This window comes from Streptomyces sp. NPDC001714 (genome assembly GCF_042892755.1).
Lineage (GTDB): Bacteria > Actinomycetota > Actinomycetes > Streptomycetales > Streptomycetaceae > Streptomyces.
In genome coordinates this window covers 329,525-353,486 of sequence record NZ_JBIAUL010000001.1, presented here as the reverse complement: position 1 = coordinate 353,486, position 23,962 = coordinate 329,525, and the positions used below count along the sequence as shown (strand labels likewise).

General features: G+C 69.3%; 22 protein-coding genes. 2 read left to right on the top strand and 20 right to left on the bottom strand.

All coding sequences use genetic code 11. The features are described 5' to 3' along the window. Positions 1 to 81 precede the first annotated feature (81 nt). The 4 genes from ACFY0P_RS01705 to rplM form a co-directional block, all read right to left on the bottom strand. A complete protein-coding gene (locus ACFY0P_RS01705) occupies positions 82 to 603 on the bottom strand; it encodes a hypothetical protein (RefSeq protein ID WP_388906098.1) in 522 nt (173 codons plus the stop codon). 109 nt (positions 604 to 712) lie between these two features. Next, the gene (gene glmM / locus ACFY0P_RS01700) at positions 713 to 2,071 is read right to left on the bottom strand and encodes a phosphoglucosamine mutase (RefSeq protein ID WP_388906096.1); all 1,359 of its coding nucleotides are present in this window, start codon (positions 2,069 to 2,071) and stop codon (positions 713 to 715) included. A gap of 180 nt (positions 2,072 to 2,251) precedes the next feature. Further along, positions 2,252 to 2,764: a 30S ribosomal protein S9 gene (rpsI, locus tag ACFY0P_RS01695; RefSeq protein WP_093499626.1), complete on the bottom strand. Its 513-nt coding sequence runs from the start codon at positions 2,762 to 2,764 to the stop codon at positions 2,252 to 2,254. Between the two features lie 42 nt (positions 2,765 to 2,806). Next, on the bottom strand, positions 2,807 to 3,250 hold the full coding sequence (rplM, locus tag ACFY0P_RS01690) for a 50S ribosomal protein L13 (protein WP_351714121.1): 444 nt from the start codon (positions 3,248 to 3,250) through the stop codon (positions 2,807 to 2,809). A gap of 391 nt (positions 3,251 to 3,641) precedes the next feature. On the opposite strand from rplM, the gene ACFY0P_RS01685 reads away from it, so the two are divergent. Next, positions 3,642 to 4,526 (top strand): hypothetical protein, encoded by an 885-nt coding sequence (locus ACFY0P_RS01685; protein WP_388906094.1) that lies wholly within the window; start codon positions 3,642 to 3,644, stop codon positions 4,524 to 4,526. A 16-nt stretch (positions 4,527 to 4,542) separates the two neighbouring features. On the opposite strand, the gene ACFY0P_RS01680 is transcribed toward ACFY0P_RS01685, so the two are convergent. From ACFY0P_RS01680 to ACFY0P_RS01650, 7 genes are read right to left on the bottom strand one after another with little or no spacing between them, the layout of a single operon-like run. Next, the gene (locus ACFY0P_RS01680; RefSeq protein ID WP_388906091.1) at positions 4,543 to 5,055 is read right to left on the bottom strand and encodes a GtrA family protein; all 513 of its coding nucleotides are present in this window, start codon (positions 5,053 to 5,055) and stop codon (positions 4,543 to 4,545) included. Continuing rightward, positions 5,052 to 5,825 (bottom strand): polyprenol monophosphomannose synthase, encoded by a 774-nt coding sequence (locus ACFY0P_RS01675; RefSeq protein ID WP_388906089.1) that lies wholly within the window; start codon positions 5,823 to 5,825, stop codon positions 5,052 to 5,054. The genes ACFY0P_RS01680 and ACFY0P_RS01675 overlap by 4 nt, the downstream gene beginning before the upstream one ends. Beyond that, positions 5,822 to 7,162 carry a UDP-glucose dehydrogenase family protein gene (locus tag ACFY0P_RS01670; protein ID WP_388906087.1) on the bottom strand — a complete coding sequence of 447 codons (1,341 nt, stop codon included), beginning with the start codon at positions 7,160 to 7,162 and terminating at the stop codon, positions 5,822 to 5,824. The genes ACFY0P_RS01675 and ACFY0P_RS01670 overlap by 4 nt, the downstream gene beginning before the upstream one ends. Before the next feature lie 33 nt (positions 7,163 to 7,195). Continuing rightward, complete coding sequence (locus tag ACFY0P_RS01665) at positions 7,196 to 8,737, bottom strand: glycosyltransferase family 39 protein (protein WP_388906085.1); 1,542 nt, start codon at positions 8,735 to 8,737, stop codon at positions 7,196 to 7,198. Next, positions 8,734 to 10,461: a hypothetical protein gene (locus ACFY0P_RS01660; RefSeq protein WP_388906083.1), complete on the bottom strand. Its 1,728-nt coding sequence runs from the start codon at positions 10,459 to 10,461 to the stop codon at positions 8,734 to 8,736. The genes ACFY0P_RS01665 and ACFY0P_RS01660 overlap by 4 nt, the downstream gene beginning before the upstream one ends. Beyond that, positions 10,458 to 11,462 (bottom strand): glycoside hydrolase family 26 protein, encoded by a 1,005-nt coding sequence (locus tag ACFY0P_RS01655; RefSeq protein WP_388906081.1) that lies wholly within the window; start codon positions 11,460 to 11,462, stop codon positions 10,458 to 10,460. The genes ACFY0P_RS01660 and ACFY0P_RS01655 overlap by 4 nt, the downstream gene beginning before the upstream one ends. Then, positions 11,459 to 12,925: a glycosyltransferase family 2 protein gene (locus ACFY0P_RS01650; RefSeq protein ID WP_388906079.1), complete on the bottom strand. Its 1,467-nt coding sequence runs from the start codon at positions 12,923 to 12,925 to the stop codon at positions 11,459 to 11,461. The genes ACFY0P_RS01655 and ACFY0P_RS01650 overlap by 4 nt, the downstream gene beginning before the upstream one ends. A 694-nt stretch (positions 12,926 to 13,619) precedes the next feature. Here ACFY0P_RS01650 and ACFY0P_RS01645 point away from each other — a divergent pair. Then, positions 13,620 to 17,954, top strand: a complete 4,335-nt coding sequence (locus ACFY0P_RS01645; protein ID WP_388906077.1) for a choice-of-anchor D domain-containing protein — start codon at positions 13,620 to 13,622, stop codon at positions 17,952 to 17,954. Positions 17,955 to 17,999: 45 nt separating this feature from the next. Here the strand turns inward: ACFY0P_RS01645 and truA are convergent, their stop codons facing one another. From truA to map, 9 genes are all read right to left on the bottom strand, one after another. Beyond that, the gene (truA, locus tag ACFY0P_RS01640; protein WP_388906075.1) at positions 18,000 to 18,857 is read right to left on the bottom strand and encodes a tRNA pseudouridine(38-40) synthase TruA; all 858 of its coding nucleotides are present in this window, start codon (positions 18,855 to 18,857) and stop codon (positions 18,000 to 18,002) included. A gap of 126 nt (positions 18,858 to 18,983) precedes the next feature. After that, a complete protein-coding gene (gene rplQ / locus ACFY0P_RS01635; protein WP_388906072.1) occupies positions 18,984 to 19,481 on the bottom strand; it encodes a 50S ribosomal protein L17 in 498 nt (165 codons plus the stop codon). A gap of 179 nt (positions 19,482 to 19,660) precedes the next feature. Then, complete coding sequence (locus ACFY0P_RS01630; protein WP_019055532.1) at positions 19,661 to 20,683, bottom strand: DNA-directed RNA polymerase subunit alpha; 1,023 nt, start codon at positions 20,681 to 20,683, stop codon at positions 19,661 to 19,663. A 142-nt stretch (positions 20,684 to 20,825) separates the two neighbouring features. Continuing rightward, entirely contained in the window at positions 20,826 to 21,230 is a 405-nt protein-coding gene (rpsK, locus tag ACFY0P_RS01625) for a 30S ribosomal protein S11 (RefSeq protein WP_003956432.1), read from the bottom strand. Between the two features lie 70 nt (positions 21,231 to 21,300). Continuing rightward, positions 21,301 to 21,681: a 30S ribosomal protein S13 gene (rpsM, locus tag ACFY0P_RS01620; RefSeq protein ID WP_031167100.1), complete on the bottom strand. Its 381-nt coding sequence runs from the start codon at positions 21,679 to 21,681 to the stop codon at positions 21,301 to 21,303. Positions 21,682 to 21,870: 189 nt separating this feature from the next. Further along, complete coding sequence (gene rpmJ, locus ACFY0P_RS01615) at positions 21,871 to 21,984, bottom strand: 50S ribosomal protein L36 (RefSeq protein ID WP_003998809.1); 114 nt, start codon at positions 21,982 to 21,984, stop codon at positions 21,871 to 21,873. 61 nt (positions 21,985 to 22,045) lie between these two features. Next, positions 22,046 to 22,267: a translation initiation factor IF-1 gene (gene infA, locus ACFY0P_RS01610; protein WP_003948620.1), complete on the bottom strand. Its 222-nt coding sequence runs from the start codon at positions 22,265 to 22,267 to the stop codon at positions 22,046 to 22,048. 235 nt (positions 22,268 to 22,502) lie between these two features. After that, entirely contained in the window at positions 22,503 to 22,889 is a 387-nt protein-coding gene (locus ACFY0P_RS01605) for a hypothetical protein (RefSeq protein WP_388906070.1), read from the bottom strand. Positions 22,890 to 23,031: 142 nt separating this feature from the next. Further along, positions 23,032 to 23,868, bottom strand: a complete 837-nt coding sequence (gene map, locus ACFY0P_RS01600; RefSeq protein WP_388907272.1) for a type I methionyl aminopeptidase — start codon at positions 23,866 to 23,868, stop codon at positions 23,032 to 23,034. Positions 23,869 to 23,962: the final 94 nt, after the last annotated feature.

Genomic DNA, 23,962 nt, shown 5'->3' with positions numbered 1-23,962 from the left:
AAGTGCCGCTGCCCGGCCCGGAAGTGGCTCCGGGCCGGGCAGCGTGCACGTACGGCGAAGTCCGGTGGCCCCCGGCGGCTCCTAGAACCGCCTCTCGCAGTTCACGACGGTGTCGAGGGGGTCGGCGAACACCGTGTCGGTGCCGCCGCCGCAGTCCACCGTGTCGCCACCGGCGTTGTCCTGCACGCCGATCACGTCGTTGCGGCCGTTGGTGGTCACCTTGTCGATGCCCGTACCGGCATCGGCGGTGGTGCTGACGGCAGCGGTGGAGCCGTCGAATTTGTCGTCCCCGTCGCCCAGCTGTACCGCGAGCCGGGTGACCGTGGCGGCGATGCCGCAGTCCGCGGTGTTGGCGTCCACCCGGGTACAGCCCGGGCCGATCGCGATGCCCGTGGCGTCCGTGAGGATCACTCGGCCGGTGGAAGTGCTGGCCGTGACCACGTTGTTCACTCCGGAACGCGCCTGGAGTCCGACCAGGCCGCCGAGGATACGGAACGCCGTGGAGCCCGGTGGCTGGGCGGCGGCCGCGGGGGTGGCGGACGAGGCGACGACGAGACCCGCCACCAGAACCGGACCGGCGGCTCGCTTCAGGATGGTGCTCACGATCTTCATGCTGTGTTTCTCTTCCGTCGAGAGGGCGCCGCACAGAGCGGCCTCGACGCAAGAGAAACAGTCAGTGATCGGTCGCGCACTTTTTGCTACGCCTTGCAGCTCACCCCAGCGCCGACTTCACCGCGTCGGCCAGCCGCCCCGCCACCGACCGGGCCTGCTCGATGTCGGCCGCCTCGACCATCACCCGCACCAACGGCTCGGTCCCCGAAGGCCGCAGCAGCACCCGCCCGGTCTCCCCGAGCTCCCGCTCCGCCTCCGCGACCGCCGCCGCCAGGTCCCCGGACGTCTTCACCCGCGACCTGTCCACGTCCGGCACGTTGACGAGCACCTGCGGCAGCCGCTCCATCACGCCCGCCAGCTCCCGCAGCGACCGCCCGGTCTCGGCGACCCGCGCCGCCAGCAGCAGCCCGGTCAGCGTGCCGTCGCCGGTCGTCGCGTGGTCGAGGATGATGACGTGGCCGGACTGCTCGCCGCCGAGGGCGTAGCCGTGCTCCTTCATCTCCTCCAGCACGTACCGGTCGCCGACCGCGGTCTGCACGAGGTGCAGCCCCTCCCGCTCCAGCGCCAGCTTGAAGCCGAGGTTGGACATGACGGTGGCGACGACGGTGTCGGCGCGCAGCGCGCCCCGCTCCCGCATGGCGAGGGCGAGTACGGCCATGATCTGGTCGCCGTCGACCTCCTCGCCGGTGTGGTCGACGGCCAGGCACCGGTCCGCGTCCCCGTCGTGCGCGATGCCGAAGTCCGCGCCGTGCTCGACGACCGCGGCCTTGAGCTTGCCGAGGTGGGTCGAGCCGCAGCCGTCGTTGATGTTGAGCCCGTCCGGCTCCGCGCCGATGGTGACGAGCTCGGCGCCGGCCCGGCGGAACGCCTCCGGCGAGACCCCCGCGGCCGCGCCGTGCGCCTCGTCCAGGACGATCTTCAGCCCGTCGAGCCGGTTCGGGAGCACGCCGAGGAGATGGGTGACGTACTGCTCGAAGCCCTCGTCGTAGGACCGCACCCGCCCCACACCCGCACCCGTCGGCCGCTCCCACGGCTCGCCGTGCCGGTGGGACTCGTACACCGCCTCGATCCGGTCCTCCAGCTCGTCGTCGAGCTTGTGGCCGCCGCGGGCGAGGAACTTGATGCCGTTGTCGGGCATGGCGTTGTGGCTGGCGGAGAGCATGACACCGAGGTCGGCGCCGAGTGCGCCGGTCAGGAACGCGACCGCCGGCGTCGGCAGGACGCCCACGCTCAGGACGTCGACGCCGGCGCTGGCCAGGCCCGCGACCACGGCGGCCTCCAGGAACTCCCCGGACGCGCGCGGATCCCGTCCGACGACCGCCGTAGGCCGGTGGCCCTCGAACGTGCCCGCCTCGGCCAGCACGTGCGCCGCCGCGACCGACAGACCGAGGGCCATCTCGGCCGTCAGGTCCGCGTTGGCGACACCGCGCACGCCGTCCGTGCCGAAGAGTCGTCCCACTTGTCCTCCTGAAGAAGCGTCCTTGCTGCCAGGAAATGATGGCAGGCGCTTAGTCATGCGATCACACCAGCCTTTGAGCGTCTTGTGTCGTTATACGCCCTTGGCTGGGATAAACGAACGCCCCGACGGCACATGTGGCGTGCCGCCGGGGCGTTCGGAGTACGTGCAGGCAGCTGGTGATTAGCGCTTGCTGTACTGCGGGGCCTTGCGGGCCTTCTTGAGACCGGCCTTCTTGCGCTCGACCGCACGGTCGTCGCGCTTGAGGAAGCCGGCCTTCTTGAGCGGGCCGCGGTTGTTGTCGACGTCGGCCTCGTTCAGCGCGCGGGCGACACCGAGACGGAGCGCACCGGCCTGACCGGAGACACCGCCACCGGCGATGCGGGCGACGACGTCGTAACGGCCTTCGAGCTCGAGCACCTTGAAGGGCTCGTTGACTTCCTGCTGGTGCACCTTGTTGGGGAAGTAGTCCTCAAGGGTGCGGCCGTTGATCTTCCACTTGCCGGTGCCCGGGACGATCCGGACGCGGGCGATGGCGTTCTTGCGACGGCCCAGGCCGGCGGCCGGCTGCGGGTCGCCGAAGCGGGACGCGAGGGACTCGGAGGTGTACTCGCCCTCGACGGGGACGTCCGACTCCGTGGTGTAGCTGTCGATGTCAAGCTCTTCGAGCGGCTGCTCGGCAGTGGTCTCGGCCACGATGCTCCTCAGATTCTCTTCAGTCTTAGGGGGTGGCCGGACTTACTGCGCGACCTGGGTGATCTCGAACGGAACCGGCTGCTGCGCAGCGTGCGGGTGGTTCTCGCCGCGGTAGACCTTCAGCTTCGTGAGCATCTGACGGCCCAGGGTGTTCTTGGGGAGCATGCCCTTGACGGCCTTCTCGATGGCCTTCTCGGGGTTCTTGTCCAGCAGCTCGTCGTAGCGGACGGAGCGCAGACCGCCCGGGTAGCCGGAGTGGCGGTACGCCATCTTCTGGGTCCGCTTGTTGCCGGACAGGTGCACCTTGTCGGCGTTGATGATGATGACGAAGTCACCGGTGTCGACGTGGGGCGCGTAGATCGGCTTGTGCTTGCCGCGGAGAAGGGACGCGGCGGTGGTGGCGAGACGGCCCAGGACGACGTCCTGAGCGTCAATGACATGCCACTGGCGAGTCACATCGCCGGGCTTGGGGCTGTACGTACGCACTTCGCAGCCTTCTTCTTCAGTGGATGGGTGCTGACACATGGCATCACTGAAGCGATCGTGCAGCTGGGGACGACAATGCCGGGGACACTGCCCGTATGCCGCCCACTGGTAACTGCTCCAGGGAACCTAGGTAGAGGCCACTCCCGTAAGAACGAGCGAGCCAATACACAACGAAGAGCTAGCGTACCGGGGTGGCCCCGGAAGGGTCAAAACGAGCTGCCGTGGACATCGGGACGAGCGGTCGTCGACCTCGGCGGGAATCCTGGGCGCGCGGCCGTACCAGGATGCGCCGTCCTGCCCCCAATGGTCCCCCAAAGGACCCCCGAAGGTCCCCGGTCTCCGTTCGTACTGTCGCACCGGTACCCCCCGGCCCCCGTCTAAGATGCGCCCCATGAGTTATGGGCAGGGGGGACCTCAGTCCCAGTGGGATCCGTGGAAACCGCAGTCTCAGCAGCCCTGGAGCAGCGGCGCCGGCCCGACGCCGGACTGGGCGTCGCTCGCCGAGGCGTCGGAGACGCGTAACAAGCGGCGCAGAGTGCTGTTCATTGGCGGTGGCGTGGTCGCCACACTGGCGATCGGCACCGCCGTCGCCATGGCCGTGGTGTCCGCGAACGGCGACGACAAGGCCTCCGGCACGCCCACCAACCTGCCGGCCAGCGCCTCGCTGCCCAGCGACACGGCCGGCTCGGTGCCGTCCTTCGCGCCGACCAGCGCGCCGCCGCCGCTGGACCCGCAGGACTTCATATCCAGCGTGCAGAAGGACACGGCACCGCTGAGCGCCGAGACCCTCTTCCCGGGCACCCAGCTGACCATGGGCGGGACGGTCTACAAGAAGGGCGCCACGGCCGACACCAAGAAGTGCTCCACGGCCGCCAAGGGCACCCTCCCGGCCGTCCTCGACAAGGACGGCTGCACCCGCCTGCTGCGGGTCACCTACTCCAAGGACGGTGTCGCGGTCACGGTCGGCGTGGCGGTGTTCAACACCGAGGCGCAGGCGAGCAAGGCCAAGACCGAGGCCGACAAGAAGGGCTTCGTGACCGCCCTGGGCGGCTCCGGCGTGAAGGCCTTCTGCGACTCCGGCGTCTGCCGTACGACGACCAATTCGTACGGCCGCTACGCGTACTTCACCACTGCGGGCTTCCTGAACGGCAAGGACGTCACCACCAAGGACACCAAGGTGTTCCAGGCCGGCGACGACCTGGCGGAGTTCACCTTCCGCCAGATCCACCGTCGCGGCGAGGCCCAGGCGTCGGCCGCGGCCGACGCCGGCCAGTGATTCCGCACACCTGGGGTCAGGTCCGTTCCCAGGTGGCCTGCAGCACGGGTTCCTGGGGCCCGCCGCGCGCGACCGTGCGCGGCGGAGTGGCCTCGGCGGTCCGGAAGACCCACGTGCGGTAGGACCAGAAGCGGAACAGGGTGGCGATGCCGATGCCCAGGAACTTGCTGACGTTGTAGGCGAGCGTGCCCTGCCAGCCGAACCCGTAGGTGGTCGCGTAGAGCACCCCGTTCTCGATGACCAGGCCGACCGCGGAGAAGAAGAGGAAGAGGCCCAGCTCCTTCCGGCCGCCGCCGTCGTCCCGGTCCTGGTCCCGGTAGGCGAAGTAGCGCAGGCCCACGTAGTTGCCCAGCACGGCGCAGGCCGTCGCGACGACGCTCGCGCGCACCGGCTGCCAGTGGACGACGGCCCTGATCAGGTTGAAGACCGCCAGGTTCACGACGAATCCGGTGAGCCCCACCAGCCCGAACTTCGCGATCTCGCGGTACAGGCTCCCCCACCGCGTGGGGACCGCGTGCCGCCCGCTCACCGTCCCGTTCGGCTCTGCCGGTGGCGCAGCCGCAGCCGCAGCGGCATCACCGCGGACTCGATCTGGGTCGCGAGGTTCATCTTGGACTCGCCCTCGGTCCGCTCCTCGAAGCGGATCGGGATCTCGACGGCGCGGTGCCCGGCCCGGACGGCCTTGAACTTCAGCTCGACCTGGAAGCTGTAGCCCGCGCTGTCCAGGGTCTGCAGGTCCACGTCGCGCAGGGTGTCCGCCGACCACAGGTTGAAACCGGCGGTGATGTCCCGGATCTCGGTGCCGAGCACGGTCCGGGCGTAGCGGTTGGCGAAGCGGGAGAGCAGCACGCGGTGCCTGCCCCACTCCTCGTCCAGCGAGCCGCCCTCGACGTACCGGCTGCCGACGACCAGGCCCGCGCCGGACTCGATGGCCGCACCGAGCATCCGTGGGACCGCTTCCACCGGGTGGCTGCCGTCGGCGTCCATCTGCACGACGTACTCGGCGCCCTCGGCGAGCGCGGCGCTCATGCCCGCCACGTAGGCCCGCCCGAGCCCGTCCTTCTCGGTCCGGTGCAGCACGCTCATCCGGTACTGCCCGTCCCAGTTGTACTTCTCCGCCAGCTCCTCGGCGATCCGCCCGGTGCCGTCCGGGCTGGAGTCGTCGACGATCTTCAGATGCAGCCCGTCGATGCGCAGCCCGAGCACCAGCTCGGCCATCCGCGGCAGGTTCGCGGCCTCGTTGTAGGTCGGCATCACGACGGTGACCCGTACACCCGGGTATCTGTCGAGGCTCGTCATTCCGTTCTCTTCCCTCCCTGGAGGCCCCGAAGGGACCTCTCCCCAGCGGGCGCGGGTCTGCCCAGCGCCCGGAAGTACCAGCCCGCCGCGGTCCAGCGGTCCGCGTCGAGCACCCCCCGCCCGTCCACGACCAGTGGCCGGGCGACCAGGGTGGCGGCGTGCTCCGGGTCGATCTCCCGGAACTGCGGCCACTCCGTCAGATGCAGCACGAGTTCGGCGCCGCGCAGCGCCTCCTCGGCCGACAGTGCGTAGCCGAGGAGCGGGAACGCCTTGCGGGCGTTGTCCAGCGCCTCGGGGTCGTAGACCGTGACGTCGGCACCGTCGAGACGCAGCCGGGCGGCCACGTTCAGCGCGGGCGAGTCACGGATGTCGTCGGAGTCGGGCTTGAAGGCCGCTCCGAGCACGGCGATCCGGGCCCCCAGGACCGAACCCCCGCACAGCTCGCGCGCCACGTCGACGACCTTGTCGCGGCGGCGCATGTTGATCGCGTCGACCTCCCGCAGGAAGTCCAGCGAGACCCCCAGTTCCCCCGCGCGGTGCGCGAAGGCCCGGATGTCCTTGGGCAGGCAGCCACCGCCGAAGCCGACGCCGGCGCGCAGGAACTTCCGGCCGATCCGGTCGTCGTAGCCGATCGCCTCGGCGAGGACGCCGACGTCGCCGCCGGCCGCCTCGCAGACCTCGGCCATCGCGTTGATGAAGGAGATCTTGGTGGCGAGGAACGCGTTGGCGGCCGTCTTCACCAGTTCGGCGGTCGGGAAGTCCGCGGTGACCAGCGGGGTGCCGGCGTCGAGGACCGGGGCGTAGACCCTTCGCAGGATCGTTTCCGCATGTGAAGACCGCACGCCGAACACCAGCCGGTCCGGGCGCAGCGTGTCCTCGACCGCGAAGCCTTCGCGCAGGAACTCCGGGTTCCAGGCGATCTCGGCGTCCTCGAACCGGGAGGCCAGCCGCTCGGCCGTGCCGACCGGCACGGTCGACTTGCCGACCAGCAGTGAGCCTTCGGCGGCGTGCTTGGCGATCGCCTCGAAGGCCGCGTCGACATAGGTCAGGTCGGCGCCCTCGGAACCCGACCGCTGCGGGGTGCCCACGCACACGAAGTGCACCTCGCCGAAGGCCCCGGCCGCCGCGTAGTCGGTGGTGAACCGCAGCCGTCCGCTCGCCGTGTGCTTCGCGATCAGCTCCGGCAGCCCGGGCTCGTGGAACGGCACCCGCCCCGCCTGCAGCGCGGCGACCTTGTCGGGGTCCACGTCGACCCCGAGCACCTCGTGACCCAGCTCCGCCATGCAGGCGGCGTGGGTGGCACCGAGATAGCCGGTGCCGATGACTGTGAGCCGCATCCGGCGGCCTCCTTCACAACTCCGTGTCGGCCGCTACTTGCGCTCGAGAACCTGCACCACGACGTGGTTCAGCTTCACCGTGCGACCGGCCTTGAAGGACTTCTCGATCGCCGCAGCGGTCTTCTCGTTCATGCCGGTGAGCAGCGGGCGCCCGTCGCTGACGGTGGAGACCAGCCACAGCCGGTCGGTGCCCTTGAGACAGCTCGCCGGCTTGCGGCACTCGGTGGCGCCGTAGGACCCGTTCTGCTGCGGCGTGTACTCCATGAGCACGTCCTTGGGGGCCTTGCGGTCCCGCAGTTCGTACGCCATGGCCCGGCGCTCCGACATCCCGCCGTTGAAGATCATCCCGTCGCCGGATCTCTCGCCCGCCGCGACGACGTTCGCCGCGCCCCGGAAGTCCGGTTCCATCGGCAGGTCCTTCTTGGCATCGCCGATCGCCGGCCACGCCACGAAGGCGTACCCGGCCGCCACGACCACGACCAGCAGCCCGCTCAGCACCTGCGCGCCGGTCCCCCGGCGGGCGTCGGGATCGAGCCTGCCGACGAGCCGGGTGAGCGCGGCGGCCACCAGCAGCGTCCAGGCCGGGATGGTGAACAGCAGGTACCGCGGCAGGAAGAGGTGCAGCTGGTTGGCGGTCACGAAGGTGAGCACCGGCGGCAGGACCGCCCAGGCGGCGAGCAGCACCGAGTACCGCCCGGCCACCAGCAGGCCGACCACGCCGAGGGCCAGCACCGCTCCCCCGGTGATCCACGACCCGAACAGGGTCTCCGGGAGATGGGTCAGGTCCTTGGTCGTGGTGACGTTCCAGGCGATCTGGCCGCTCTGCCCGGTGCCCTGCGCCACCATCGGGAAGGTGATGGACAGTCCCAGCATGGCCGCGCCGGCGAAGGCGTAGTGGGCGATGCGGTCGCCCCGCTTCTTGGCCAGGAAGACGAGCCAGACGTGCCCGGCGAGCACCGCCATGGCCACCAGGTGACTGAACCCCGTGGCCGCGACGGCGAGTGCGTACAGCGTCCAGTTGCGCAGGCTCGGCCTGTCCAGCGCCCGGATCAGCCACAGGGTGGCCAGCAGCGCGAACATCGTCGCGAAGGCGTAGGGCCGGGCCTCCTGACCGTACCGGGTGATCATCGGCACCACCGCGAACAGCAGCCCGGCCAGCACCCCGGTGCGCACCGCGAACATCCGGCGCCCGAGCAGCCCGACCAGACCGGCCGAGACCGCCATGGCCAGCGCCTCCGGCAGCCGCAGCATCGCCGCCGAGTCCCCGGCGACGTCGATCCACAGATGCATCACCGCGTAGTACGGCGCGATCACGACGTCGATGCTGCCGATCAGCCGTCCGAGGTCGTGCCAGGAGATCGTGGACGCCCACCAGGTGGCGTGCTCGTCGCGCCACAGCTGGCGCCCGCCGAGCCCCGGCACCACACAGGCGGCGGCGACCAGAGCGGGCAGCACGAAGGCGAGCCACGCCGAGCCCCGGCCGGCGCCGTCGGCGGACCGCCGGTGCTCGGAGGACGTGCCCTCCCCGGGTTCCTGGGCGGCCGTCTCGTCGACCGATGGTGTGTACGCAGTCATCGCTTCACCCAGATCCGGTACGGCTCCTGTCCGCCGTCCTTGTCGGAGGGCCGCAGCACGGCCAGCAGCCGGTAGTCCGCGGTGCCGCGCAGCGCCTCGGGAACGGAGGCGGCCCGCAGCACGATCGCGTCGTAGGAGCCCTTCTTCACCTCGGCCGCGAGAGCCGCGCCCCGCTCGGCCTGGTGCCACTGGGCCGGCTTCGTCTGCGCCCGGAGGTAGTAGGCGGAGATCTCGGGGTCGTCCGTCAGGTACTCGCCCTTGGTGTCCACGACCTCGCGCAGGGCGCCGATCATGGCGGCCGAGTCCGGCGGCCGGTACAGCCCCCCGGTCTGTGCCATGCCGATGACCAGGGCGGCGACGTAGATCATGATGCCGATCTGCGGGTACCTGAAGTGGGCGCCCATCATCCGCGAGACACCGAGACCGGCCATCGGCACCGCGAAGAGCAGTCCGAAGCCGACGTGGATGTACAGCGAGCTGCCGTTGCCCAGCCAGGCCTGGTAGAGCGGGGCGAGCAGGGCGGTGGCGCACATCGTCAGACCGAGCAGGGAGCGCCGGATCGCGCCCGGTGCGCTGCCTTCGGCCCACGGCATCTCGCCCATCCGGGCCCGCCGGATGAAGCCGGCGGCACCGATCACCGCGACGAGCAGGACGACCCCGCCCCACTCGGCGCTCTCCTTGAGCAGGGTGACGGCGCTGTCGGTGCCCTTCACGTTCCAGCCGCTCGGCGTGCCGGCGAGCTGGAGGCCTGCGAAGCACAGGGCTCCGGTGGCCACGGCGAAGATCGCACCCCGCGCGAAGGCTCCCGCGCCTCGGAAGCGGTAGGCGGTCAGCACGGCGAGCACGGTGAGCGTAGGCAGGTACAGGGCCGCCGAGTAGGCGGCGAACGGCGCGAGCGCCGCGAAGGGCGCCGCGAGCAGCACGGCCAAGGGGCCGGCCTGCCGGGTCCTGGCCAGCAGCCACAGGGCGGCGGCGAGCAGGAACAGCGACAGGGAGTGCAGGGAGGCGTAGCGGCCGGTGAAGGCGGTCGACTCCAGCACGGAGTACATGGCGGCGGCCGCGAGACCGGCCCGCGCGTTGAACAGCAGCCGGGTGGCGCCGAACAGCAGCGCCGTGGCCCCCAGCGCCCAGGCCAGGCTCAGCGCCCGGGCCCCGCCGAGGCCCAGCTGGGAGACCAGCCCCGACAGCTCGCCGTCGGAGGTCAGGAACTTCGCCTCCTGGGGGAAGGCGCTGCCGTCGAGCCGGAAGGAGAGCCCGGCCTGCACGAGCAGGATCAGGAGCAGGACGCCCCGGCTGATCCACGCCGAGCGGCTGTTGTCGACCGACCAGGCCGAGACCGGGACCTCGGGCAGCACATAGCCCGGCTCGGGCTCCGGCTCGGGGTCGAGGACGGTGTACTCGGGGACGTAGTACTCGGCGTCGGAACCGCCCGTGTAGGGACGCGCGTAGTGCTGTTGCCCGGCGGTCGGCTGCTGCGGGATGTACGGCTGCCCGGCGTACTGCTGCTGATGGCCGTAACCCTGCTGCTCTCCGTAGGCCTGCTGCTGTCCGTAGGTCTGCTGCTGTCCGTAGGTCTGCTGTTCGCCGTAGGCCTGCTGCTCTCCGTAGGTCTGCTGTTCGCCGTAGACCTGGTGCTGCTGCTCGGCGTAGGGCGGGTAGTGCTGCTGCCAGTCCTGCTGCTGCCCGGGCTCCGACCAGCCGCCGTCCTGCTGCTGCGTCGTCATGAACGCGGCACCTCGAATCCGAAGTCGTCGCCGGCGATGAGGCGCTTGAACTCGGCCAGGGCGAGCGGGCTGCTCTGGATGCGCCAGTCGGCCCGCTTGGGGATGTTGAACCACAGGAAGCCGATGACGTTCCTGTCCTGCTTCACGCCCCCGAGCAGCGCGCGCACATCGGCGCGCCGCCGCTCCCCGGGCTCGGACGAGGTCTCGCTGATCAGCACCGGCTTGTCGGTGAACGCGTCGATCTGGCTGCGGGTCGGGCCGTAGAGGGTGTCGAAGGTGTGGGCGCCGGTCTGCGTCCAGTAGCCGACGATGCCGACCCAGTCGACGTAGGCGTCACCGGGCCAGTACGGCTTCAGCTTCACGGAGGGGACCGGGTTGATGACGTTCGGGCTCCACACCCAGATGACGTTGGTGGCGCCGACCTCCTGGAAGACGTCGTGGATGTGCCGCCACGCCTTCACGAAGGTGGGGGGGGTGGTGTCCTTGGTGCCCCACGGGTACCACTGGCCGTTCATCTCGTGGCCGAAGCTGATCGCGACGGGCACGTTCGTCTTGCGCACGCTGTCCGCGTACTTCTTGATGTACGTGTCCTGCGAGCCGTCGGCGATCTTGTCGAGGCCGGGCTTGAACGGCTCCCACGACACGTACAGCATGCCGCCGTCGCCGAAGACGTTCTGGGCGCCCTCGGCGTTGAAGCCGTCACCCCACGACGAGTAGGAGCCGACCAGGTTGGGCTTCTTGCCGACGGTCTTCGCGAAGGCGTCCACCGGCTTCAGCGAGCTTGGCGCGCCGTTCAGGGCCACCCCGAAGTAGTCCCTGTCGGGGTGCAGCAGCGGCTTCACGTCGTACGGCGGCTCCGCCTCGGATCCCTTCGAGGACCCGGCGGAAGGTTTCTTCGCGGCCTCGGCGGCGGGGTCGTCACCGCCGAGCACGCCGCAGCCTGCGACCGCCGCCAGGGACATCAGCGCCGCGCACAGCGGCAGGACGGCCTTGCGGATCATGCGGGTTCACCTGCTGAGGTGTGTTCCTTGGGCTGGATGAGCGCGCGCGCGACGACCAGCGCGTAGAACAGCCCGGAGGACAGGACGAGAGCGAAGTCCGGCGGGTAGCCGGTGAACAGCCGGTACACGGCCGCGCCGACCCAGACCACGGCGGTGCCGCCGCTCCAGATCCACAGGCCGAGCCAGAACCGGCGGGTCTTGTTCTTCTTCGCGCCCTTGGAGCCGGTCGGCTGCCAGCCCATGCGCTGCTTGCGCAGGATGTCCCAGATGGCGAAGACATGCGCCCAGCCGTACATCATCCGTGCCGACCATGCCTCCAGGCGGTACGGCGCCTTGTGCCACATCGGGAAGACGAGGGTGGTGTAGGCGATGCTGGGCAGCACCCAGACAAGGTGCCTGACCTGGAGCATCTCGGGGCTGGTGAGCAGCAGCATGATGGGCACGAGCGGCGCGAGGAAGGTGAAGAGCGCCGTGTGGATGTAGTAGAAGAAGCCGGACATGTAGCAGAGCCGGCTGGAGAAACTGATCGGCGCGTCCCAGAACTTCTTGCTGGCGAGCAGCGACATCGAGCCGGAGCACCAGCGGTACTGCTGGTTGAAGAAGGCCCCGGCGGTGTCCGGGCACACGCCCGTGGACAGCGCGACCGGCACGTACTTCAGGTCCCAGCCGAGCCCGCGCAGGTCGAACCCGGTGTGGACGTCCTCGGAGTGCTCGATGAGGGTCGTGCCGCCGTTGGTGTCCAGCGCGGCCCGCCGGTAGATGGCACAGGAGCCGACGCAGATGGCGCCGTCGCTGTTCTGCCGGGACACCTGCACGGACCGGTAGAACAGCTCCTGCACGGCACCGGCCCCGCGCTCGATCCAGTTCTGCGAGTCCAGCACCCGGAAGTACTGCGGGGACTGCACGATCCCGATGCGTTCGTCGGCCTCCATGTACGGCAGCAGCTCCTCCAGGAGGTCGGAGCGCGGCGTGAAGTCGGCGTCGAGGATCAGGATGTACTTGCCGTCGGACTGACCGAACCCGAAGTGCAGGTTGCCCGCCTTCTTGAACCAGCCGCGGTTCTCGCGGGTGCCGTAGCGGAAGCCGAAGTCCCGGGCCATGGCGGCGAGCTCGGGGCTCGCGCCGTCGTCGAGGACGAAGGGCACACAGGTGCCGGGGTAGCGGTCAGCCAGCTGCCGCACATGGGTCCAGGTGTTGTGCAGCACCTCGATGGGCTCGCCGCACACCGGCAGGAAGACGTCGACGCTGGGGTAGACCCGGGGCCGCCAGTCACGGACGAGCTGCTGGTGGTACTCGAAGTCGAAGTCGCGCGTGAAGCCGTTGACCCGCAGCGACACGAGGTAGTAGACGACGGTGAAGAAAAGCGGCGGCGCGAAGATCCACATCAGTGGGCTGGCCTTGGTCAGCGCCACTTGGCTGACGGTCAGGCACCCGAAGCTGACGATCGAGGCGAGCGTCAGCACCCACAGGCGCCTCTTGACGTACGAATACTTCTCCGCATGCGACGGCGGCGCGGGCAGAAGGCCCAGGGGCGCCTGCTCGACGCCACGCTTTCCTCCACGCCTTGTGGATCGATGCCCCCCGGCACCGGCCACTCCGGACATGCGGGCAGAGTCAATGGATGACATTCCTACCCTCCGGGCCATGTGCCCGATGTGTTCCCCACCCCAAATGAAGAACCCCTTTCGAACAAAGGGGCCAGATGGGAAAGGTTATCCGAGAGGTGTGAATGACGTAAGAGCAACGTAGAGGCGAACGCCCGACAAGTCCCTTTATGCACCTTGTTTTTGTTGAACAGTGGTGTAACCAACAGGTTTCAGATCCGGACGACCCGGGCACATGCCTCTACTTGTGCGCTTCTTGTCACACCCCCGACGGACGCGAGCAAGCCTTCCTTCACCCGCCGCCGCGCGCGGGGGCCGCCTCCGGGGCGTCACGCCCCCGTCGTTCCCGCTGTCGATGCCGAAGCGAAACGCACCCCATAGTGCGCAAAAACCTCAACTGATGATAGGAACAACCACTTAGTCTTCACATGTGTGCCGCACCCGTGATCGCTCCGGGTGCGAACACGAGGGGGGTCTCGATTTGCCCGGGTTTTCCATGCCCGCACGCGGTGGCCGTCATCGCAACCGGCGGCGTACGTGGTTGTTGTCCGTCGTGGCCGCGGCCACCGCCGCGCTGATCGGCACGATGATCAGCCTGGTGGCGTCGTCGGCCCAGGCCGACCAGAACACCCAGGGCGTCGACAACCTGCGCACCAACTGGGACCAGGACGAATCCTCGCTCTCCCCGGCGGTCGTCCAGTCCTCCGCCTTCGGCCGGCTCTTCGCCACCAAGCTGGACGGGCAGATATACGCCCAGCCACTGGTGCTCGGTGACCAGGTGATCGCCGTGACCGAGAGCAACACCCTGTACGGCCTCGACCGCACCACCGGCGCGATCGAGTGGAGCAAGAACTACGGACCGGCTTGGCCGGCCTCGGCGATCGGCTGCGGGGACCTGGTGCCCAACATCGGCGCGACCGCGACACCCGTCTACGACCCGTCCACCAACTCGCTCTACTTCACCACCAAGGTCGACGACGGCACCTCGACCCACCGCCACCCCAAGTGGCTGATGCACGCGGTCGACCCCGCCTCCGGAGCCGAGCGCTCCGGGTGGCCGGTCACCATCGCCGGAAGCCCCGTCAACGACCCGAGCGTCAGCTTCGACGCCTACTACCAGCAGCAGCGCCCCGGCCTGCTGCTGATGGACGGCGTCGTCTACGCGGGCTTCGGCGCCCACTGCGACGCATGGCCCTACCGCGGCTATGTGGTCGGCGTGAGCACCACGGCACACAGCATCACCTCGATGTGGGCCACGGCGACCGGTGCCGGCACCGGCGGCGCCGGCATCTGGCAGGCCGGCGGCGGACTTGTCTCGGACGGGTCCGGCCGCATCTTCTTCAGCACCGGCAACGGCATCAGCCCGGCGCCCGGCCCGGGCAAGACCGTCCAGGGGACCCTGGCCGAGTCCGTCGTCCGCCTCCAGGTCGGCGCGGACCACAGCCTCAGTACGGCCGACTTCTTCAGCCCCAGCAACGCCGCCACCCTGGACCTCAACGACCAGGACATCTCCTCGGGCGCCCCGATGGCGCTGCCGGACGGCTTCGGCACCGGCGAGCACCCGCACCTGCTCGTCCAGCAGGGCAAGGACGGGCGGGTCTTCCTGCTCGACCGCGACAACCTCGGCGGCATGGGCCAGGGACCCCAGGGCGGCGACGCCGCGGTCAGCGTCTCCGGCCCCTACCAGGGCATGTGGGGACACCCCGCGTTCTGGGGCGGCGACGGCGGCTACGTCTACGTCGTCGGCAATCAGGGTCCGCTGCGCGCCCTCAAGTACGGCGTGCGCAACGGCGGTACACCCACGCTCACCCTCACCGGCCAGAGCCAGGACACCTTCGGCTACACCAGCGGCTCTCCCCTGGTCACGTCCAACGGCACCGACGAGTCCAGCGCGCTGGTGTGGATGACCTCCGCGAGCAACGCCTCCGGCGCCAACGGCACCCTGCGCGCGTACAGCCCCACCCCCGACGGCAACGGCCTGCTCCAGCTGCTGTGGTCCGCGCCGATCGGCACCGCGACGAAGTTCAGCACACCGACCGCCGATCGCGGCAAGGTGTACGTCGGCACCCGGGACGGTGTGCTCTACGGCTTCGGCAGCCCCGCCAGGACCGCGCTGACCGCGACCTCGCTGGACTTCGGCCAGGTCGGGGTCGGCGCCAGCGGCTCCGGCCAGATGAAACTGACGGCCACGCAGGACGTCAGCATCACCGGGCTCACCGCCTCCGGCCCGTTCACGGTCGACCCGTCCGCCGTACCCACCCCCGCGCAACCCACGGCGCTGGCGGCGAACGCCACGCTCGACGTTCCGATCAGCTTCGCCCCCACCACCACCGGCGGCGTCAACGGCACCCTGACCGCGAACCTGTCGGACGGCCAAAAGCTCGTCTTCGCCCTCCACGGCATCGGCACCAGGCCCGGCTTCGGGGCGGCGCCCGGCTCCCTCGACTTCGGCGAGATACCCACCGGCAGCACCTCGACGCTGAACCTGCAGGTCACCAACACCGGCACCGAACCGGAGACCATCGACTCGGTCGACGCGCCCGGCGGCGCCTTCTCCGCCTCGGGGCTGCCGAGCACGGGGACGGTCGTACCGGCCGGCGGCTCGTTCGTGCTCTCGGTCACCTACACGCCGACCACCGACCAGGTCGACAGCGACGCACTCGTGATCAGCAGCGGCAGCGGCGGCGCCATGCACACCCTGAGCGTGCCGGTCACCGCGACGGCCATCACGGGGCAGGGACACCTGGAGTTCTCCACGAGCTCGCTGGACTTCGGCCAGGTCCCGATCGGCAGCTCGAAGTCGCTGTCGTTCACCATCACCAACACCGGCAACATCCCGGTGACGGTGACCAAGGCCAAGGCACCGACCGGTGACTTCAACAGCCCGGTGCAGCTGTCGGAGGGCCTGGTCATCGGTCCCGAGCAGACCGCGGTGCAGAGCGTGACGTTCACTCCGCGTACCGCCGCGGACCTGACCGCCTCCTACGAGGTCACCGGCACCGGGACCGACACCGACGGCAACGCACAGGGCGCCATGTACGTCCAGGTCAAGGGCACCGGTACCGGCACGGCCACGACCACCTCGACCGCCGACGGGCTGTGGCAGACCAACGGCTCGGCGGTGCAGGCCGACGGCGGCGGCGTCCAGCTGACCCCGGCCACCAGCAACCAGGCGGGCTCGGCGGTGTACACCAAGCCGTTGCGCACCGACGGCCTGCGGGCCACGTTCACCGCGAAGTTCGGGCCCGGCACCGGCGGGAAGGGCATGACGCTCGCTCTCCTCGACCCGGCGCAGAACTCGGCCTCGGCGTTGGGCGGGAGCGGTGACGGCCTCGGCATCGCGGGGCGGCCGGGCACAGTGATCACCCTCGGCACCGGCTGGAACCAGACGCTGAAGGCGCAGAACTTCCTGGGGGTCGGCCGCAGTTCGGCCGGCTCGTCGACGATCGCCTACCCGTCGGTGGTCCCGCTCACCACCTCACTGCGCCAGGGTACGCACCAGGTCGACGTCCAGGTGGCCACCGGCCATGTGTACGTCTGGGTCGACGGGACCCAGGTGGTGGACGCGACACCGACACTGACCTCCACCGCGCTGCTCGCCTTCTCCGGGGCCAACGCCGACAGCTCCGACGTGCAGACGGTGAGCGGTCCCGTCATCAGCGAAGGACCGCCTGCGGCCACCTCCCTCCACCTCACCGCCCCGAGCACCGGCGTCCCCGGCCGGCCGCTGACCGTCACCGGCACCCTGACCTCGACCGCGGCGCTCCCCGCGGGCCAGGTCGCGCACATCACGCGGAACGGGACAGCGCTGCCGGATGTGACGACGCAGGCGGACGGCTCCTTCACCTTCGCCGACACCCCGCCGGCGGAGGGCACCTACACCTACGCCGCGAGCTACGCGGGGGACGCGACGCACGGGACGGCGAGCGCCACAAGCCTTGTCCAGGTGGCCAAACTGACCACCACCGTCAGTCTGACGACCCCGGCCACGTCCACCCGCGCGCAGAAGCTGACCGTGTCCGGCAAGCTCTCCGGCTCGCCCTTCGCCGCCGGTGGGGTCGTCAAGGTCACGAAGACCGACCTCGCCGCCACGTCCGGCACCGCACTCGCCGACGCCGAGGTCGCCGCGGACGGTTCGTTCACGTTCTCGGACACCCCGCAGATCGGCGGCGCCAACACGTACAAAGTGACCTATGGCGGCGACGTCTCGCACCAGGCGGGCAGCACCAGCGCCACCGTCCAGGTCTCCCGGACCGCCACGTCCCTGACCATCGCGACCGACCACGCGACGTACGCGTACGGCCAGACCGCGAAGATCACCGCTCACCTCGGCACGACGTACAACAAGCGTACGGTGGCGATCTACGCCCAGCCGTTCGGCGGCACGTCGGTCCTGGTGAAGTCGGGGACGGTGGACAGCAACGGCAACCTGGCCGGGTCCTACAAGCTCGCCCGCAACACCACGTTGAGCGCGGTGTTCGCCGGCGACTACCGGTACGCCCCCAAGACCGTCGCACGCAGTGTGCAGACCCAGGTACGGCTCTCGGAGACGCTGTCCGGCTACTACACGAGCACGCACTACGGCAGCACCCTCTACCGGGTGTACCACCACACCGCCAAGGAGCAACTGGACGTCACCGTCACGCCCAACAAGGCCGGCCAGTGCATCCTCTTCCGGGTGCAGCGCTACTACAGCGGCGCCTGGCACACGCAGACCACCACTTCCTGCGCGGCCCTGAGTTCCGCCGGCGCCGGCCGCCACAAGATGTCCCTGACCAGCTCCGTGGGAAGCAGATTCCGCATCGCGGCGGAGTACGTCCACAGCAGCAGGGACACCACCAACCCCAGCACCTGGGGCGCCTGGCAGTACTTCACCGTCAAGCAGTGACCGCGAGTCCCGCCCTCGGCCGGCGGCCCAGGGCGGGGCTCCCTGTCAGCATCCGCCGCACCCCGGCAACGACCGCTTGTTGCGCGCCTCCTTGTTGCGCGCGGCCAGCAACTCGTCCGCCGGATACCCGACTTCCTCCAGCGTCAGCCCGTGCGGCCGTACGACGTGCACGGCCGAGTCCCTGACCCCCGCGGCCAGCACCTTTCCCGGCCACTCCGGCCCGCGGTGGCCGTCCCCGACGAACAGCAGCGCGCCGATCAGGGACCGCACCATGTTGTGGCAGAAGGCGTCGGCCCGCACGGTGGCCGTGATGATCCCGTCGGTCCCCCGCCGAAGGCTCAGCTCCTGGAGCGTCCGGATGGTCGTGGCCCCCTCCCGGCGCTTGCAGTACGCGGCGAAGTCGTGCTCCCCCAGCAGCCGGCCGGCCGCCTCGTTCATCGCGTCGACGTCCAGCGGCCAGTCGTGCCACAGAACGTGGTTGCGCAGCAGGGGGTCCACTCCCCCCGGGTGGTCGGTGACCCGGTACGCGTACCGGCGCCAGATCGCGGAGAACCGGGCGTTGAAACCGGCGGGGGCCTCCGTGAGCGACCACACCCGCACGTCCTTGGGCAGCCGCCCGGCCAGCCGCTTGAGCAGCTTCTCCTCCTGCTCCGCCCACAGTTCCCCGGGCAGATCGACATGCGCCACCTGGCCGCGGGCGTGCACCCCGGCGTCGGTCCGGCCGGCGACGGTCAGCTCGTACGTCGTCTCCCTCGACCGTGTCACCGTGCGCAGCGCGTCCTCGATCTCCCCCTGCACGGTCCGCTTCCCACCGGCCTGCTTGGCCCAGCCGTGGAAGTGGGTGCCGTCGTAGGACAGGTCGAGACGGATGCGCACACGGCCGGGCTGAACTTCGTCACTCACAGGGGAATCCTCTCAGGGCAAGAAAGCGGGCCCGCCCCTCGAAAGGAACGGGCCCACTGACGCGCCCCCGAAGGGGCGCGGGGAACTGCGCGACCAGCCACAACGGACCGGCAGCCAAAGGACGGCTTACGCCTCCTTGGACTCCTCGGCAGCCTCGTCGGCCGGAGCCTCGTCGGCCTTGGTCTCCTCGACCTTGGCCTCCTCGGCCTCCTTGACCGCACGCTTGGTGGCGGCCTCGGCCTCACCCGTCGCCTGCTGGGCGACCGTCAGCGCCTCGACCAGCTCGATGACAGCCATGGGCGCGTTGTCGCCACGGCGGTTACCGATCTTGGTGATGCGGGTGTAGCCACCGGGACGGTTCTCGTAGCGCGGGCCGATCTCGGTGAAGAGCGTGTGCACGATGCTCTTGTCCGTGATCACCTGGAGCACCTGACGGCGGTTGTGAAGGTCGCCCTTCTTCGCCTTGGTGACCAGACGCTCGGCGTACGGGCGCAGGCGGCGGGCCTTCGCCTCGGTGGTGGTGATACGGCCGTGCTCGAAGAGCGACTTCGCGAGGTTCGCGAGGAGCAGCTTCTCGTGCGCGGCGCTGCCGCCCAGACGGGCACCCTTGGTGGGCTTCGGCATGGTTCTTCTCCTGTGTGTCTGCTCCGGCCGTGTCAGGTACCGGAGTCAGTATCCGAGCAGACGGTCGTCTGTCGGAGATCCGGGGCGTCCCCGAAGGGGCGCCCCGGAAGGGGCGCGGGGAACTGCGCGACAAGCCACAGCGCACCCGCACCCGAGTACGGACCGGAAGGCCCGAGCTGTCAGTACTGCTCAGTCTCCACGAAACCGGCGTCGACGTCGTCATCGGCCCCGAAGGCGTCCGCGGCGGCGGTCGGGTCGAATCCGGGCGGGCTGTCCTTGAGGGCCAGGCCCATGCCGGCCAGCTTCGCCTTGACCTCGTCGATCGACTTCGCACCGAAGTTGCGGATGTCGAGCAGGTCGGCCTCGGAACGAGCCACGAGCTCACCCACGGAGTGGATGCCCTCGCGCTTGAGGCAGTTGTAGGAGCGGACCGTGAGCTCCAGCTCCTCGATCGGCAGCGCCAGGTCGGCCGCCAGGGCGGCGTCCGTCGGGGACGGGCCCATGTCGATGCCCTCGGCGTCGATGTTCAGCTCGCGGGCGAGACCGAACAGCTCCACCAGGGTCTTGCCGGCCGACGCCATGGCGTCACGCGGCCGCATCGCCTGCTTCGTCTCGACGTCGACGATCAGCTTGTCGAAGTCGGTGCGCTGCTCGACACGGGTCGCCTCGACCTTGTATGTGACCTTGAGCACAGGCGAGTAGATGGAGTCGACCGGAATGCGGCCGATCTCCTGGCCCACCTGCTTGTTCTGCACGGCGGAGACGTAACCGCGGCCACGCTCGACCGTGAGCTCCATCTCCAGCTTGCCCTTGCCGTTGAGCGTGGCCAGGACCAGGTCGGGGTTGTGCACCTCGACACCGGCCGGCGGCGCGATGTCGGCGGCGGTGACCAGACCCGGGCCCTGCTTGCGCAGGTACATCACCACAGGCTCGTCGTGCTCCGAGGAGACGACCAGCTGCTTGATGTTGAGGATCAGGTCGGTGACGTCCTCCTTGACGCCCGGCACGGTGGTGAACTCGTGCAGCACGCCGTCGATCCGGATGCTGGTGACAGCAGCGCCCGGGATCGAGGACAGGAGGGTACGACGGAGGGAGTTGCCGAGGGTGTAGCCGAAGCCCGGCTCCAGCGGCTCGATCACGAACCGGGAGCGGAACTCGTCGACGACCTCTTCGGTCAACGAGGGACGCTGAGCGATCAGCATGTGTGGATCAGATCCTTCTTTCGTGGACGCCCGCTATTTGACGCCCGACGGAACCGCACCCGTGAGAGCGCGGGTACTGCAAGGGTACGGGCGGTACGCCCCTTACGGAGCCGTACCGCCCGGGCAGCCCTGCGAAGCGAAGTCAGACGCGACGACGCTTCGGCGGACGGCAGCCGTTGTGCGGGGTCGGGGTGACGTCCTGGATGGAGCCGACCTCGAGGCCCGTGGCCTGCAGGGAGCGGATCGCGGTCTCACGACCGGAACCCGGGCCCTTCACGAACACGTCGACCTTGCGCATGCCGTGCTCCTGGGCGCGGCGGGCAGCCGACTCGGCGGCCATCTGCGCGGCGAACGGCGTGGACTTCCGGGAGCCCTTGAAGCCGACGTGGCCGGCGGAGGCCCAGGAGATCACGTTGCCGGACGGGTCCGTGATGGAGACGATCGTGTTGTTGAACGTGCTCTTGATGTGCGCGTGGCCGTGAGCGACGTTCTTCTTTTCCTTGCGGCGCACCTTCTTGGCAGCGCCCTGACGACCCTTGGGGGGCATCTACAAACTCCTACGGGGAGGTGGTCGGTCCTACAGCGAAGACCGCTGATGAAGCGTTGTCCGCTGAGGACTACTTCTTGCCCGGCTTCTTCTTGCCGGCGATGGCGCGACGCGGGCCCTTGCGGGTGCGGGCGTTGGTGCTGGTGCGCTGACCGCGGACGGGCAGACCACGACGGTGACGGAGACCCTGGTAGCAGCCGATCTCGACCTTGCGGCGGATGTCGGCCTGGATCTCGCGACGGAGGTCACCCTCGGTCTTGATGTTGTTGTCGACGTACTCGCGGATCGCGACCAGCTGCTCTTCGGTCAGGTCACGGACGCGGGTGTTCGGGTCGATACCGGTCTCCGCCAGCGTCTGCTGGGAGAGCGTCCGGCCGATGCCGAACACGTAGGTGAGGGCGACCTCCACGCGCTTTTCGCGCGGGATGTCAACACCGGAAACGCGTGCCATTCAATGGCTCCTGGTGATCTTCGGAGGTCTTCCGCAGAACCGGTTCCCAGTCGCCGTATCAGGTACGAACTGGGTCCCCGGCCTCCGAACCGGGGGTGTCAGGCACACAGCGCCTGGATTCTGCGTATGAACATATTCAGCTTGCGTCGCGCGAATCTCTGCGATGAGTGCAGAGGGATCGGTCGTGCGTCAGCCCTGGCGCTGCTTGTGGCGCGGGTTCTCGCAGATGACCATGACCCGACCGTGACGGCGGATCACCCTGCACTTGTCGCAGATCTTCTTGACGCTCGGCTTGACCTTCATGGGATTGAGGTTCTCCGGGTCAGTTGCCGGCGGCCCCGCTCACGCGGGACGTGGGCAAGATCTACTTGTATCGGTAGACGATCCGGCCACGCGTCAGGTCGTACGGAGACAGCTCCACCACGACCCGGTCGTCAGGGAGGATGCGGATGTAGTGCATACGCATCTTGCCGCTGATGTGTGCCAGGACCTGGTGGCCGTTCTGGAGCTCGACCTTGAACATGGCGTTCGGAAGAGACTCGACGACAGTGCCCTCGATCTCGATGGCACCTTGCTTCTTGGCCACGCTTCGCCCTTCGAATCGACTACCTTGATCGACTCACGAGGGGCATGCGGACATGCGGGTGCACGAGAGCCGACGAGTCAGTCTACGTCAGCGCCCTGAAAAAGACGAACTCGCTCGCGCTCCGCACCTGCCCATGACAATGCCCCGCCCGTCGGCACGTTATGCGCGACGGACGGGGCGAGCGGTCGTTCCCCCGACCGCGTCCTACTGCTTGCCTCTCGGCTTACCGCTCGGCTTACCTCTCGACGGTCTCGCAGGCGGTGCCGTCATCGTGCGTGCCGTCCAGGAGGGCCTGGACGCAGATGTCGGTGCCGTCCTTCCAGTTCGCGTTGATCGCGACCCGGTAGTAGGTGAAGTGGTTGCCGTTGTTGTAGTACGTCGTCAGCGGCGAGTACTTCACGTACCCCATCTTCTCGGCGTAGATCTTGAACTTGCCGTGGAAGGTCTCGTCGCCCGAGTAGGCCTGGATCCAGTTGACCTTGAGGCCGGAGCCGTCGACCCGGACGCAGGCGCCGCCGTGACACCCGGCCGCGGATGCGAACGCGGGCGCGGTGCCGGTCGTGATGGCCAGAGCCGCCGCTCCCGCGAGGATGCCGACCGTTCGCTTCAGAGTAGAACCCACCGTTTTCCCTTTCATCATGTGCATGACAGGGAAGCAGGCGCAGCACTGCGCGACCGCCCCCCTGCCGGTCGCTCATGATCTTATCCTCGGAAGTCGAACGAAAGATCGATTTGCTGGGAGCTTTGCGGTCTCTTTGCGATCTTCAGCCCAGCGGGTCGGGCGCCGCCGTGACCCCGTGCTCCGCCAGCTTCGCCCGGCCCCCGTCGGGAGCCGTCAGCACCAGCGGGCCCTCGTCCGTGAGGGCGACGGAGTGCTCCCAGTGCGAGGACCAGGTGCCGTCCGTCGTGATGACCGTCCAGTCGTCTTCCAGGACCTCGGTCCTCGGCGTGCCCAGCGAGACCATGGGCTCGATCGCCAGGCAGAAGCCGGAGACGAGCTTGGGGCCCTTGCCGCGGCGGCGGTCGACGTAGTTCAGCAGGTGCGGGTCCATGTGCATCTCGGTGCCGATGCCGTGGCCGCCGTAGTCCTCGATGATGCCGTAGCGGCCGCCGCCGGGCTTCGGCTGGCGGCGGATGTAGGTCTCGATGGCCCGGGAGACGTCGACCAGGCGGTTGCCCTGCCTGACGGCCGCGATGCCGGCCCACATCGACTCCTCGGTCACCCGGGACAGCTCGATCAGCTCCGGGGCGTGACCCGAGCCCACGAAGGCGGTGTAGGCGGCGTCACCGTGCCAGCCGTCGACGATCGCGCCCGCGTCGACAGAGATGATGTCGCCGTCCTTCAGGACGACCTCGTCGGAGGGGATGCCGTGGACCACGACCTCGTTGACCGAGGTGCAGATCGTCGCGGGGAAACCGCCGTACCCGAGGAAGTTCGGCTTGGCACCGTGCTCGGCGAGCACCTTGCGGGCCACCTCGTCCAGGTCCCTGGTGGTGGCGCCGGGAACCGCGGCCTCGTGGGTCGCCGCGTGGATGGCGGCTACGACCAGGCCCGCCGCACGCATCTTGGCGATCTGCTCGGGGGTCTTGATCTGCACCATGGGCGGCCTGCACTCTCCGTCACTCATGTGGACTGGGTTACCTGTACAACAGTACGGCCGCGGCGCCCTGGGGATCCCCGGACGAGGTCCGGGG